Source organism: Mycobacterium lehmannii, assembly GCF_002245535.1.
GTDB lineage: Bacteria > Actinomycetota > Actinomycetes > Mycobacteriales > Mycobacteriaceae > Mycobacterium > Mycobacterium lehmannii.
The window spans coordinates 145,348-158,858 of sequence record NZ_NKCN01000008.1; the positions used below are offsets into that span (position 1 = coordinate 145,348).

At 65.9% G+C, this 13,511-nt stretch carries 12 protein-coding genes and 1 pseudogene; 7 read left to right on the top strand and 6 right to left on the bottom strand.

Annotated elements, in window-relative coordinates; translation table 11 throughout:
- Window positions 1–10: 10 nt before the first annotated feature.
- Genes CEX87_RS11645 through CEX87_RS11655 form a run of 3 tightly spaced genes read left to right on the top strand, consistent with a single transcriptional unit; the run spans window position 11 to window position 3,022 of the window.
- The gene (locus CEX87_RS11645; protein ID WP_094287217.1) at window positions 11–1,126 is read left to right on the top strand and encodes a TauD/TfdA family dioxygenase; all 1,116 of its coding nucleotides are present in this window, start codon (window positions 11–13) and stop codon (window positions 1,124–1,126) included.
- Window positions 1,123–2,196 carry a hydroxyacid dehydrogenase gene (locus tag CEX87_RS11650; protein WP_064396105.1) on the top strand — a complete coding sequence of 358 codons (1,074 nt, stop codon included), beginning with the start codon at window positions 1,123–1,125 and terminating at the stop codon, window positions 2,194–2,196. Before CEX87_RS11645 ends, CEX87_RS11650 begins: the two co-directional genes overlap by 4 nt.
- Before the next feature lies 1 nt (window position 2,197).
- Entirely contained in the window at window positions 2,198–3,022 is an 825-nt protein-coding gene (locus CEX87_RS11655) for an enoyl-CoA hydratase/isomerase family protein (protein WP_064396103.1), read from the top strand.
- Between the two features lie 4 nt (window positions 3,023–3,026).
- On the opposite strand, the gene CEX87_RS11660 is transcribed toward CEX87_RS11655, so the two are convergent.
- Entirely contained in the window at window positions 3,027–4,214 is a 1,188-nt protein-coding gene (locus CEX87_RS11660; RefSeq protein WP_064396101.1) for an amidohydrolase family protein, read from the bottom strand.
- A gap of 225 nt (window positions 4,215–4,439) precedes the next feature.
- On the opposite strand from CEX87_RS11660, the gene CEX87_RS11665 reads away from it, so the two are divergent.
- Window positions 4,440–5,228 (top strand): TetR/AcrR family transcriptional regulator, encoded by a 789-nt coding sequence (locus tag CEX87_RS11665; protein WP_064396099.1) that lies wholly within the window; start codon window positions 4,440–4,442, stop codon window positions 5,226–5,228.
- Here the strand turns inward: CEX87_RS11665 and CEX87_RS11670 are convergent.
- Window positions 5,217–6,377: an acyl-CoA dehydrogenase family protein gene (locus CEX87_RS11670; RefSeq protein WP_064396097.1), complete on the bottom strand. Its 1,161-nt coding sequence runs from the start codon at window positions 6,375–6,377 to the stop codon at window positions 5,217–5,219. The two genes, CEX87_RS11665 and CEX87_RS11670, sit on opposite strands and share 12 nt — an antisense overlap.
- Window positions 6,378–6,479: 102 nt before the next feature.
- On the opposite strand from CEX87_RS11670, the gene CEX87_RS11675 reads away from it, so the two are divergent.
- Window positions 6,480–7,490 (top strand): acyl-CoA dehydrogenase, encoded by a 1,011-nt coding sequence (locus CEX87_RS11675; protein WP_094287219.1) that lies wholly within the window; start codon window positions 6,480–6,482, stop codon window positions 7,488–7,490.
- A 102-nt stretch (window positions 7,491–7,592) separates the two neighbouring features.
- Here CEX87_RS11675 and CEX87_RS11680 read toward each other — a convergent pair whose 3' ends face one another.
- Window positions 7,593–8,501, bottom strand: coding sequence for an enoyl-CoA hydratase (locus CEX87_RS11680; RefSeq protein WP_064428118.1), 909 nt, complete (start codon window positions 8,499–8,501; stop codon window positions 7,593–7,595).
- A gap of 122 nt (window positions 8,502–8,623) precedes the next feature.
- On the opposite strand from CEX87_RS11680, the gene CEX87_RS11685 reads away from it, so the two are divergent.
- Window positions 8,624–9,709, top strand: a complete 1,086-nt coding sequence (locus tag CEX87_RS11685) for an NAD(P)H-dependent amine dehydrogenase family protein (RefSeq protein WP_064396122.1) — start codon at window positions 8,624–8,626, stop codon at window positions 9,707–9,709.
- A 38-nt stretch (window positions 9,710–9,747) separates the two neighbouring features.
- Window positions 9,748–10,365, top strand: coding sequence for a nitroreductase family protein (locus CEX87_RS11690; RefSeq protein WP_094287281.1), 618 nt, complete (start codon window positions 9,748–9,750; stop codon window positions 10,363–10,365).
- Here CEX87_RS11690 and CEX87_RS11695 read toward each other — a convergent pair.
- The 3 genes and pseudogenes from CEX87_RS11695 to CEX87_RS11705 all read right to left on the bottom strand — a co-directional run bounded on the left by CEX87_RS11695 (window position 10,332) and on the right by CEX87_RS11705 (window position 13,408).
- The gene (locus tag CEX87_RS11695; RefSeq protein ID WP_094287221.1) at window positions 10,332–11,333 is read right to left on the bottom strand and encodes a YihY/virulence factor BrkB family protein; all 1,002 of its coding nucleotides are present in this window, start codon (window positions 11,331–11,333) and stop codon (window positions 10,332–10,334) included. The genes CEX87_RS11690 and CEX87_RS11695 overlap by 34 nt on opposite strands.
- Window positions 11,334–11,392: 59 nt before the next feature.
- Window positions 11,393–12,353 (bottom strand): annotated as a pseudogene (locus CEX87_RS11700) (DNA polymerase domain-containing protein).
- 20 nt (window positions 12,354–12,373) lie between these two features.
- The gene (locus tag CEX87_RS11705; RefSeq protein WP_064396087.1) at window positions 12,374–13,408 is read right to left on the bottom strand and encodes a CobW family GTP-binding protein; all 1,035 of its coding nucleotides are present in this window, start codon (window positions 13,406–13,408) and stop codon (window positions 12,374–12,376) included.
- Window positions 13,409–13,511 lie beyond the last annotated feature (103 nt).

The following is a 13,511-nucleotide window of genomic DNA, read 5'->3' on the forward strand; positions in this document are numbered from 1 at the left end:
AGGAGGACGGATGCCCACCGCGATCTACACCGAGCAAGTCACCGACCCCATGGCATGGACCGGTGCCGACTTCAGCAGCAAGGAGGACTTCACCTTCGACCTGTCGTCGAGCAATGTGGCTGCGCTGGAATCCATACTGGCCAAGACCGCGCGAAAGGGTCGCGACGACATCACGCCGGAGGACGCCCGGCATCCGGATCTCGACGAGGATCTCGCGCGGCTGTACCGGGAGTTGATGTTCGGCAGGGGCCTGGCGTGTGTGCGCGGTTTCCCCGTCGAACAGCATTCGATCGAGGACCTGGAACGCATCTACTGGGCATTCTGTACCCACCTCGGCTACCTGGTGTCGAACAACTCGTTCGGTCACCGCATGGTGCGCGTGCAGGAAGAGGTGTTGCCCAACGGCGTACAACCGGCGCGTGGCACAAAGTCCCGAGCCGAGCTTGCGATGCACAACGATGCGGCGGACATCCTGTCGCTGCTCTGCGTGTACCCCGCGGCCGAGGGTGGCGAGAGCCAGTTCGCGAGCGGCCCGGCCGCACACAACCGGATTCTCAACGAGCGTCCCGACCTGCTCCCCGTGCTCTACCAAGGGTTCCCGCACCACCGGCGCAGCGAGCAACCCGACGATCAACCGGACGTGACCCCCTACGACGTGCCGGTCTTCTCGCAGATCGACGGTCGTATCTGCATCAACTTCACCTTCAGCAGCATCCTGCCTGCCATGCACACCCTCGGCCGCGAGTTCACCGCCGAACAGAACGAGGCCATCGAGTTGTTGCGCACCGTTTTGGTCGAACAGCAGGTTGAGTTCCGGTTGGAGTCCGGTGAAGCGGCGGTCGCCAACAACTTCGCGATGTGCCACTCGCGCTCGGACTTCGTCAGCAGCACCGACCCGAAGAAGGCACGCTGTTTCCTGCGGGCGTGGATGGAGGTGCCGCGCGGGGATCGCCGCCTCCCCGTCGGGCGGGAGTACTTCCACATGGAGAACAAAGATCTGCGCCTGGGCTACGACCCCGTTCCGGGCCGCGACGGCGCGATCGCACGCAATGACTACAAGAACGTCGACCCCGCACTGGCCGACATGTTCAAGGCGGCTCAAGCGAAGCCCAAAATCAAGCGATGACAACCCGTCCGCGGCTGGTCTACGAGAGATGGACCGATCAGGTCGCAGGAGACATCCTGGCGGGGGCCGACATCGAGCTCGTCAAGCTCGACCTCCGAGCTTCCGCCGAACAGGGTTGGGCAGCATTGGAATCGGCGCACGGGTATCAGGTCGCCACTAGAACAGACGTCGCCTCGATCGACGATGGCGCGCAGTGGCTGGCGGGCCCGACGCTGGTGGATCGGTGCCCACAGTTGCTTGCCGTATGTTCGGCGGGGGCGGGCTATGACGTGATCGACGTCGCGACGTGTACCCGTGCGGGCGTGGCGGTGTGCAACAACTCCGGTCCCGGCGCCGAAGCCGTCGCCGAACATGCGCTCGGACTCATGCTCGATCTGGCCAAGAAGATCACCGCCGCCGACCGGGCGCTGCGCAGTGGTCCGATCGGAGATCGATTGGTACTGCGGGGCACTCAGCTGTTCGGCAAGACGCTTGGAGTCGTCGGATTGGGCGCCATCGGCGGACGGCTCGTCGAGTTGTGCGCTCCGTTCGGGATGGATGTCCTGGTCTTCGATCCCTACGTCGACGACGCGACCGCCCGTGGCAGGGGCGCGGTCCGGGTCGGGCTTTCCGAGTTGGTCGAACGATCCGACTTCGTTCAGGTCACCTGCCCGCTGACCGCCGAGACGCGAGGTTTGTTCGGTCGTGCGGAATTCGCCGCGATGAAACCGACCGTGTACTTCATCACCACCGCGCGTGGCCCGGTGCACGACGAAGAGGCGCTTTACGACGCCCTGGTGAGCGGGAGTATCGCGGGCGCGGGACTCGACGTCTTCCACGAGGAGCCGCCGAGACACGACAACCCGCTGCTGAGGCTCGACAACGTCGTCGCGACGCCACATGTCGCGGGCATCACCGTCGAGGCGGCTCGCGACATCGCAGTCGCCACCGCCAGCCAGTGGCAGACGATTTTCGCGGGCGCCATACCGCCGCGGTTACTCAACCCGGAGGTGTGGCCGCGCTACTGCGACCGGTTCGAAGAAATCCTGGGCGTCCGGCCGACCGCCCGCGACACGGCAGCTGCGGAGTGAGATGAGCAATTACGACACCGTCATGTTCGAGGTCTCCGGTCACACCGCGTGTGTGACGCTGAACCGGCCCGAGGTGCTCAACGCGATCAACGACGCGATGATCGCCGAACTCGCAGAGGTGTACGCCGAAATCGAACGGTCGCAGGACATCTGGACCGTGATCATCACCGGTGCCGGCCGCGCACTGTGCGTCGGGGCTGACGTCAACAAGGCGGCCGACCACGACATGGAGAACGCGGCGGGGATCGACAACCAAGGCGAGCCCATCCTCAGCTCCATGCGCCAATGGGATGCGCCGCAGGAGGCCACACCCCCGTGGCTGCAGATGACCAAGCCGATCATCTGTGCTGTCAACGGCATTGCATGTGGTGCGGGCATGGACCTCGTCACGACGGCCGACATCACGATTGCGTCCGAACGCGCGACGTTGATGGACCCGCATGTCAGCATCGGCGTCACGTCCGGGCGTGAAGGGGTTCGGCTGGCCCGGATCCTGCCGCTCCCCGTGGCGATGCGGTTGATCCTGATGGGCAGGCACGAGCAGCTCGACGCGCAGCGCGCCTATGATCTCGGCGTGTTCACCGAGATAGTGGCCCACGAGACGCTCATGGACCGGGCGTGGGAGGTGGCCGAGATCGTGAATTCCAATGCGCCTCTTGCGGTGCGCGGTTCGCGAATGGCGGTGCGCAAGGGGCTGACGCTGCCGATATACGAAGCGGAGCTGCTCGCCGAGAACTATCGGATGAAGGTGGCCCTGACCAAAGACGCGATCGAGGGCCCGCGCGCATTCCTGGAGAAGCGCAAGCCCGACTGGCAAGCGCGCTAGACCGCTAGGCCAAGCCGAAGAAGTTCTTCGCGTTGGTGGACAACACCTTCCGCTTGGTTTCCTCATCGAGGCCCTCGGTCGCCTTGTTGGCGACGTCCATGCTGTTGGGCCAATTCGTGTCGTTGTGCGGGTAGTCGGTCTCGAACATCAGCTGGTCAGGTCCGACCAGATCGAGGATGCGGAACGCGACCGGGTCGCCAAAGGTGGAGAACCACACGCGGCCGGGGACTTGCGTGCTCGGCGGCTCGGTCAGCAGCGGGTGGATGCCGCCCCACGCCCGACGGTCCTCCCAGACCTCGTCCACGCGCTGCAGGTAGTAAGGGATCCACCCGGCCTGCGCCTCGGCGAACGCGAGCTTGAGCTTGGGGAACTGCCGCAGCTTGCCCGAGAACAGCCAGTCGACCAGGGCGATGGTGCAGTTGACCGCCATCAGTGCGCTGGTGACGACGTGCGGAGAGTCGGGGGATGACTTCGTCAGCGACGAGCTCGACCCGATGTGCAGCATGATGCCGACATTGTTGCTCTCGCACGCGGCGAAGAACGAGTCCCAGTAACCGCTGTGGATGGACGGCAGGTCCAGTCGCGCAGGCAGCTCCGAGAAGCACACCGCAGGCATGCCCTTGGCCGCTACCCGTTCGACCTCCTTGACGGCGAGCTCGACGTCCCACAGGGGGATGATGCCCAGCGGAATGAGCCTGCCGTTCGAGCCGCCGCCCCACTCATCGATCTGGAAGTCGTTGTAGGCCTGCACGCAGAGCAACGCGAGCTCTTTGTCCTTGGCGTAGAGGAAGCGCTGGCCGCAGAACCGGACCAGCGTGTTGGGAAAGCAAGCGGAGGCCTCGATGCCGGCGACGTCCATGTCCGCGAGCCGGTCGGCCGGTCGATAGCAGCCGGGGCGCATCTCGTCGTAGGTGATCGGGTCGGTGGAGAGTTCGTCGAGTTCGTAACCGGCAGCGGCGCTGATGAGCGGAATCGGGATGATCGAATCCTCGTAGTGCCAGATGTCGGCGTCGCGGCCGTCGTCATCCTCGATGAACGCGACGTCGGAGGTGACCGACGGGTCCATGCGTCCCCGGTGCCGGACGATCCGCGGTCCGACATCGCGATAGCGCTCGGGCAACCGGCTGGTCCACAGATCGGCCGGTTCCACCAGATGGTCGTCGGGTGAGACGATCAGGATGTCTGCGGTCAACGCTGCACTCCTTAAGGAACGGCTTGCGGCACAATCGCGAAACACGTGTTTCCGCAATCGAGAATCAATGTTTTCACAATACCGTACAGGTTTGGGACCGGCAGGTGGAGACCGTGAGAGAGCCCGATGCCCGATGAAGCCCGGCGGCTTGACGCCGGTTCCGCCAAGGTGCACGTGTAGGTAGCTGAGCAGAATCGAGCGGGGAACGCGTATTCTCAGGTAATCATGACTGCTAAGAAGCGGAGTGCCCGCGACTCGGAAGCCGATCTGGAACTCGTCGAGACCGACGTCGAGATGCCGGGTAGCTGGCAGGAGAGAACGATCGAGCGGCGACTCAGCCAAGCGCGCGCGCGTGCACTCGCGCGCAGTTCGAGGTTCTTGGCCACGGCCCTCGAGCTGGTCGAGGAATCCGGACGGGCCGATTTCACGATCCAAACCCTCATCGACCGCTCGAACCTCAGCCTGCGCGCGTTCTACCAGCATTTCGCGGGTAAGGAAGAGCTCTTGTTGGCGCTCTACGAGAACGCCACCAGCCAGTTCATCGAAGCGATCCGCCACGAGGTGGCGGCCGCGGACGGTCCCATGGAACAGCTCGAGGCGTTCTGCCGGGGATTCCTCTCGCGTGCAGAGTCGTCAGAGGCCATCGGCGGCCGAGTGATGACGATCTACAACCTGAGCCTGGAGATCGAGCGGCCCGCAGACTTCGCGAAGATCTGGGAGCCGCATCAGAAATTGCTCACCAAGATCCTCACGTCGTGCTCACGCGCCGGTCTGGTTCGCAAAGATCTAACGCCCGCCCAGCTCACCACCTTGCTGAACTCGACGCTCATCGCGCTCGCGCAGATCGGCGTGTTCCATCTGGGCGTCAAGGGCGCCGAGCTCACGGAGGATCAGCTGTGGGCTTGGTGCCTGCAGGCGCTGACGCCGCCCGCGAACGCGCCCAAGAAGACCGTGACCGCGAAGTCGGCGCCGCGGAGGCGGGCTACCCGCAAGCCCAAGGACCTAACGGGGTAGGCCGAGTCCCCGCTGGGCGATGATGGTGCGTTGGACCTCGCTGGTGCCGGCGTAGATCGTGGTCCCCAGCGAGAACCGCACGAGGTGTTCGAAGCGGCCACGCTCCGGTGCCGTGGGCTCGAGAAAGGACCGCATCGCATCGGGTCCGACGAGTTCGACGATGTCCTGGCTGGCGCGCACGAGCGACTCAGTGGAGAACACCTTCGACATCGGCCCCTCGGCGACGGGCGTACGACCGTTCTCGGTCATCCACACACATCGGCGTTGTAGGAGCATCGCCACTTCGAGTTCCATCGCTATCCGCGCGATCCGCCGCCGCACCTCGGCTTTCGCGATCGCAGGTGATCCGTCGGGCGCGTGCGTCGTGGTCGCCCACTCCTCGGCGTGGTGCAGGAGACGCGCGATGTGCGGTCCCCATCCTGACGCGTGCTCGTCCTGTAGCGACAGGCCCAGCACCTGCCAGCCGGCGTCGACGTCACCGATGCGCCACTCGTCGCCGATGCGCACGTCGCTGTAGAAGGTGATGTTGGTGCGCTCGCCCGACAGCGTCCACACCGCTTGCGCTTCGAAGCCGTCGGAGCTCGTCGGTACGAGAAACATCGTGAGCCCCTTGTGCTTAGGCTTCTCGGGGCTGGTTCGGGCCAGCAGGAAGACGTAGTCGGCGATGTGACCGTTGGTCGTGAACATCTTGGAGCCGTTGATGACCCAGCCGTCGCCGTCTTGCACGGCCCTCGTGGCCGCGGCCGCCACATCCGAGCCGCACTCCGGTTCGGTGAAGCCGAGCGCGATGGTGATGTCGCCGTTCAGTGCACCGGCGAGGATGCGCTCCTTCATCGCGGGTGTACCGATCTGCCGGATGATCGACGCCACCATCCGGGTGGTCTCGGACAGGTATACCGGCGCGTCCGTGCGCATGAGTTCTTCGTTGAGCGCCTGCTCTTCCCAAGCGTTCCGATCCTGCCCGCCGAGTTCGGTCGGCCAGCCGGGAGCGAAGTAGCCCTTTTCGACGAGCCCCTTGGCGAAGTCGTCGTCATGTGCGACACCGCTGCGGTAGATCCGCTCCTCGAAGTCGGGGGTCAACACGTCGTCGAGGTGGTCACGCACGCTGTCCCGGAAGACTTCGGTCGCGGCGTCGGATTGAAAATGCATGAGCGGTAACCAATCTGTCGCAGACGGGGCGTGCGGACGGCGCAGCCGATAATGTTACTCTCAAAACTGAGAGTATCCATATTCGCATGTGAGGGATGTCCGGTGGACCTGAGCCTGTCCGGCGAACAGCGACAACTCGTCGATTCCTTCGCCGCGATGTATACCCGCGAGTCGACGTCGCAACGGGTGCGTGCCGCAGAACCGCTCGGGTTCGATCCGAAGCTGTGGGAGACCCTCGTCCAGACCGGCGTCATCGAGATGGCGGTCGGTGAATCCCATGGCGGGTGGGGGGCTTCCGAGCTCGAGTTGGCGCTGATCGCCGAGCAATACGGCCGGGCGATCGCGTCGGCACCGGTCATCGAGGCGCAGATCGCCGCGCGACTGCTGGCGGCCTGCGGCGGAGACGACCTGTTGGGTTCGGCCCTGTCGGCGGACAAGCTCGTCACCTTCGCGCCCAGGCCTTATGGCGGCGATGTCTTGGCGCTGGCGCCCGGAGGCGCGGTCGCCGATGCCGTGGTGGCGTTGGTCGGCGGGCGTCTCGTCGCGTTGTCGAACGAAAACCGTGCGCACGTGCAGAACCTCGGATCCTTACCGCTGGCGGACGTGACCGTCCACGATGACGCCATCGTTCTCGCAGAAGGCGAGAAGGGACGCCGGTTGTTTTCGAACGCGGTCGACCTGTGGCTCACCCTTACCGCCGCGGCCCTCGTGGGCGCCGCGGCCAAGGCCGTCGAGATCGGCGCCGAATACGCCAAGCAGCGGCACGCGTTCGGGGCCCCAATTGGCACCTTTCAGGCCGTGTCACATCCGCTTGCGGACAGTGCCACCGCGACCGACGGTGCGCGCTTACTCGCCTTCGAAGCGGCGTGCGCGTTCTCCGATGAACCGGACCGTGCGACCGAGCTGGCCGCGATGGCCTTCGCTTTCGCCTACGAAACCGCGCGTGACGCGACCTATCGCAGCCTGCACATCCATGGCGGTTACGGCTTTGGGATGGAAGGCGACATCCAGCTGTACTACCGGCGGGTCCGCGGCTGGGCCATGGTGTTCGGCGAGCCGGCGGCCGCTCTGGACCGGATCGCCGACGCCCGCTACGGACCCGTCGCCGGCTGACTCGGCTCTGCCTATCGCGAGTGTGGGGCTGACGCACGCTTCGCCCGCCGAACGCGTGACGGTAACCCACGTTCGGCGCGGAAGAAGGGGAGGGCGCGGTCGTCACGCGTCCGATCGCACCTGATCCTTGACTGACAACACGATCGGGGGAGCGGTCCGCCAGTTCGGCACGCCCTGCTCCTCACCGGCGGTCGCTCGTTTGTCATCGCGCACGCCCACCCAGTGCGAGTGGTTGAGCTGATGCAACGTGAAACACGACTGCAGCGCGTTGTAGAAGCCCATGTTGTCGACCGACTGATTGACCGACTCCTTGATGAGCAGCGCGGCCATCGTCGGTACCGTGGCGATACGCCGCGCCATTTCCAGTGTGCGATCGGCCAATTCGTCACGCTTGAAGATCTTGCTCACCATCCCGAGCCGATACGCCTCCTCGATGTCGATGGCGTCACCGGTCAGCATCAGCTCCTTGGTGCGCCGCGGGCCGAACTCCCACGGGTGGCCGAAGTACTCCATGCCGCACATCCCCAGCCGGGTGCCCACGACGTCGGCGAAGCGCACCTCTTCGCTGCCCACGATCAGGTCGCATGCCCAGATGAGCATCAGGCCCGCCGAGAACACGTCGCCGTGCACCTGCGCGATCGTGATCTTGCGCAGGTTGCGCCAGCGCAGGTTGTTCTGGAAGAAGTAATGCCATTCCTGCAGCATGATCTTCTCCGCGCCCTCGCGCATCCCCCCGTTGATCGCCGCCGTGGGATGCTGCTCCGGCCCCGGCATGAACTCGGCACGTGCCTGCTTGGAACCGATGTCGTGGCCGGAGGAGAACATCGGTCCCTCGCCGGCGAGGATGACGACGCGAACGGTGTCGTCGGCCTCGGCGCGGGCGAACGCCTCATCGAGTTCGACCAGCATCCCGCGATTCTGCGCATTGCGCTGCTCCGGACGATTCAGCGAAATCCTAACGATCTGGCCGTCGTCGAACGTCTCCCACTTCAGAAACTGATACTCGCTCATCGTGTCCTCCGGATCAGGCCAATCTGGCAATGGTGTTGTCGTTTATTGAGAAGGTATGTTCTCACGAGTTGGATGGATCGACTGAAAGGGTGCACATGTCGGACTGCCAACGTAACCCGCGGGTGATCTTGTGGGGGCCAGGTCAGGTAGGTGTCGGCGCGTTGCGTGCGCTGATCGCTCACCCCGGTCTGGATCTCGCGGGCGTGGTCGTGCACGCCGAGGCCAAGGACGGCATGGACGCCGGTGCGCTGTGCGGCATGCCCGCGACCGGAGTCATCGCCACCCGCGACATCGATTCCGCGCTGTCACTGGACGCCGACGTGGTCGCCTATTTCGCCTCGGGCGACTACCGCTACCGGGAGGCCGCCGAGGACATCGCCCGGTGCCTGCGCGCGGGCAAGAACGTCGTGTGCACCTCGCTCGTTCCGATGTGTTACCCGCCTGCCGCCGACAAGGACACCGCCGAGCTCGTCGCGTCGGCGTGCGAGGAAGGGGGCACGAGCTTCTTCAACAGCGGCGTGGATCCGGGGTGGGCCAACGACGTCATCGCGTTGACGATGACTGGATTCAGCAGTCGCGTCGACACCATCACCATGCTCGAGATACTCGACTACGGCCCGATCAACCAGCCCGACATCATGTTCGACTTCATGGGTTTCGGCCACGCGCCCGACCATCCGGCGCCGCTGTTCGACACCGAGCGCCTCGCGGCGCTGTGGGCACCGACAGTCCATCTCGTCGCCGACGGCGTGGGCCTTCCTCTCGACCACGTCGTCACCACGATCGAGAAGTGGTTGGCCACCGAGCGGTACGAGGTCGCATCGGGCTGGATCGACCAGGGCACCATGGGCGGCATGCGGTTCAAGCTGGCGGGCATGGTGGACGACGAGGAACGCGTCGTGCTCGAGCACATCACACGCATGGGTGGGCAGGCGGCTCCGGACTGGCCGCGCCACCCCTCCCCGCACGGGGGTTACCGCGTCATCGTCGACGGGCTGCCCACCTACACCGTCGACATCGAAATGCACGGGCGTGGAAACAACATGCGTGGCTTGACGTATGCGACCGTGATGCGTGAGTTGAACGCCATCCCGGCCGTGATGGCCGCACCGCCGGGAGTGCTGTCGACGCTGGACCTGCCGTTGATCACCGGGCCCGTGCGCGGCGGCACATGGCGGGGCGTGCTACCCGGCACGACAACGCCGTGAACCCAACCCCGGCCGTGTCCACGGACGTCTGGACGGTGATGGAGACCGCGTCGGCGGTGCGGCGGTATCGCGACGAACCGGTCGACGATGCCACGCTGGAGAGGTGCCTGAAGGCGGCCAGCTGGGCGCCGTCGGGCGCCAACCAACAGCCATGGCGGTTCGTGGTGCTGCGCTCCGAACAAGCCCGTGCGCTCGTCACCGCGGCCGCACACCGAACGTGGGACGAGCTGCAGCGGTTCTACGGGATCACGTCCCCCGATGACGGTGCGGACGATCCGCGGTCTCGGGTACTGAGATCAATGGCCGACCACATGCGGAGCGGCGGCGCCGCACCCGGCCTGATTCTCTTCTGCGTCCGGCCGCAGGCCGGCGCATCGGAGCTGCAGCAAGGCGGATCGATCTTCCCGGCGGTGCAGAATTTCCTGTTGGCCGCCCGCGCCCAAGGACTCGGAGCGGCGATCACGTTGTGGCACACCAGTTGTGAAGATCAGCTGCGTGCACTGATCGGTATCCCGGACGACTGGATGATGGCGGCGTTGGTGACGGTGGGATGGCCTGCCGGCCACCATCGCACGGTCCGCCGTAAGCCGTTGTCGGAAGTGGCGGCAGTGGACAGCTGGGATCAACCCTGGCTGTCGGGCACCTCACCGGGTTGATCAGAAGACCTGTCACCCGTCGGGTCGAATCGCACACTGACCTTCTGAAAGCCTTTCGCCCGTTCGGCTTTCGCCCGGCGCGTGTAGGTGCGCCGGTCGGCCGAGGTGAGGTCGACGTCGTCGGTGAACGGCGTCATCAGCGAACGGGGATACAGCTGGTCGACCCGAACGACGTTGACCTCGGCGCACATCACCAACGTCACCGAAACCAGATACAGGAACGCGAGCAGGCCCAGAACCAACGCGAACACACTGTTGGTGGCGCTGGTCGATTTGACCACGTGAGAGACGTAGTTCGCGCCGAACCACTGCAGCAGCTGCCATATCACCGCTGCCGCGAGGGCGCCGGGCAGTACGTCGCGGTACGACACGGAGCGGGCGGTGGTGACGCGGAACGCCACCAGACAGATCAGCGCGTTGATCGCGACGGTGGCGACGGTGATGCCAACTTTTCCGAACCAGCCCAGGCTGGCCGTTGCGTGGCCGACCGCCGACAGCACCGTCGCGGTGACCGCGGCCGAACCGAGCACGAACAACAGCAGCAGGCTGCGCAGGCGCGACCGGAACGGGTCGGGGCGGTTGTTGCGGGGCACCGCCCATACCGAGTCCATCGCGTTCTGCAGCGCCTGCCCGACACCGAGGCCGCCGTAGAGGGCGCCACCGATACCGACCACGACGGCCGTGACGCCGCCGCTGAGCTGCTCCGGCCGTTCGAGCTGGCTACCGATGACGGGGAACTGGCCGAGCGTGGACTGCAGGATCTGTTGCTGTAGCTCTGGGTGGCCGACGAGTATGACCCCGAGCGCGGTGGTCAGCAGCAGTAGCAATGGGAACAGGGAGACGAACGCGTAATAGGTGATCAGCGCCGCCAGGTAACCACCCTGATCATCGACGTACTTGTAGATCACCGCGATGACGAAACCCACGCGGCGGTTGCGTCGCTGCAGCCGGTCCAGCCAGCCCACCATCCGGAATCCCTCCGCCGATGCGCTGTCGATACCCGCTAACCGGCCGGGTGAATCCGACGTCAGCCGCCCTCGTTGCGACGCGCACGTGCCCGCCGCTTTCCCTCGTGCATGGCGGCGACCCGCGCGACGGGAATGGTCCTGCCGTGCTCGATCAGGTCTGGGTGGCAGCGTCTGCGGTGCGGGCATCGCCTGCGCCCACGGATCGCTCCCGTCCAGGACGTCGATCGCGTTGTGCACCGTGAAGTCGGCCGGTGTGATGCGGTCCAGGTCCGACCAGGCGACCGGGAACGACACCGGAGTGCCGGGGCGCAACCGGGGACTGTATGCGGCGACGACCGTCGCACCACCGGCGCGGGTGGAGTCGATGAAGACCTTGCCTTCGCGGTCCTCGACGATGAAAGCCGTGGTGGCGCAGGAAGGGTCGAGCGCTTCCGCTCGCGCCGCGAGGGCACGGGTGGCCGCCGCGACGTCGTCGACCGGTGCGCTGTCGTCGACCGGCACGAAAACATGCACTCCCTTTGCGCCGCTCGTCTTCACCGCTCCGGCCAGACCGCAGTCCGAAAGCGCCTGCCGCACAAGGTAAGCCGCGGCGACGACGGCCGTGAAGCCGCTTCCCTCCGGCGGGTCGAGGTCGAGCACCAGATGCGTTGGGCGGTAGATGTTCTCGGCCAAGCCGAGGGTGGGGTGGTACTCGACGGCGCGCTGGTTGGCCAGCCACAGCAACGTGCGCCGATCGTCGCACAGCGCATAGCGGACCTCGCGGTGGGAGGACTCGGCCCACATCGAGACGGTCTTCACCCAGTCCGGGGTGTACTTCGGCACGTTCTTCTGCATGAACGGCGCCCGCCCGCGCAGCACCCGCAACACCGTCAGGGGACGTCCCTCGAGGCCGGGAAGGATTCGATCGGATACCGCGTCGAGGTAATTGATCAGATCGCGCTTGGTGGCATCGGCGTCCGGGCTCAACGGTTGATCGAGGTTGGTCAGGTCGACCCCGGCGCGCTGCTCGGCGGCGCTCATGTCCTCACCCTAGGCGCGTGTCAGACGCTGAGCCGGCGATAGCGCTGCAGCCGCCGAACCCCCGCGGCCGAGACCACGCCGTGGTGCGGTGCCAGCGCCGCCGTGATGCGCGCGCGGACGTCGTCGACGTCGAGATGGGTGCCAATCGCGACGAGTCCGTTGGCGACCGCCGTAGACCGCGCGTTCGCGATGTGTACAGACGTGCCGACCACATTGACGACATAGCGGCGCGTGCGCTCTCGGTACCGGACCGCGACCGTGCCCTTGAGCCGGTACACGCCCGGGGGTGGCGTTTCGAGCAGGTCGATCAGCGCCGCGGGATCGACGCAACCGTTGCTGGTCACGGTGACCGAATCGGCGTGCACGTGCGGGTGGTCATGGGCGTCTTCGGTGTCGACGAGCAATTCGCGCAGGGAGAGCTGCTCGCCGACGTCGACGGATGCGGACACGTCGTACAGCAGAGCCGGGTCGACACGTCCGGCCGTGGCACCCACGACGTGTGCGTCCGGATTCCGTTCGCGCACGCGTTTTTCGATTCGCCCGAGCGTCTCGTCGCGGGCGTCCTCGGAGATCTGGTCGAGTTTGTTGACCACCACGAGCGTGGCCGCGCCGTATCGCGCAGGCGGGGTCGCGTGGTCGTCGACGGTGTCGAAATGCGCGGCGGCGTCGATGACATCGACGATGCCGCCGGGCCGCACCCGCTCCACCCCGCTGAATCGGATCATCCGCGACACCGCTATCGGGTCGGCCAGTCCGCTGGCCTCGATGATGATTGCGTCCAGGCCGAGTTTCGGGTCGGCGAGCCTGGCCAGCGCGTCGTCGAGCCCGCCCTCGTCGGGAAGGCAGCAGATGCAGCCCCCGGCGATCGAGGCCGGCTCGTCGACCTGCCCGGTGACCAGTGCCGCGTCGACGTTGAGTTCGCCGAAGTCGTTGATGATGACACCGACGCGGGCACCCGGCTGGCGCAGCACGTGGTTGAGCAGCGTGGTCTTACCCGCGCCGAGGTAGCCGGTCAGAGCGATGGCCGGAATCGTGGTCGCTGTCACGCGACACATGATCGCAGCGTTTCGATCGGGTGCGAACGGCTATCCCGCCGGGCGATGGCTGTTCCAGGATCTCAGGGCTCACCCAAAGCGGCGCCGACAGCGCGGCGCCCCC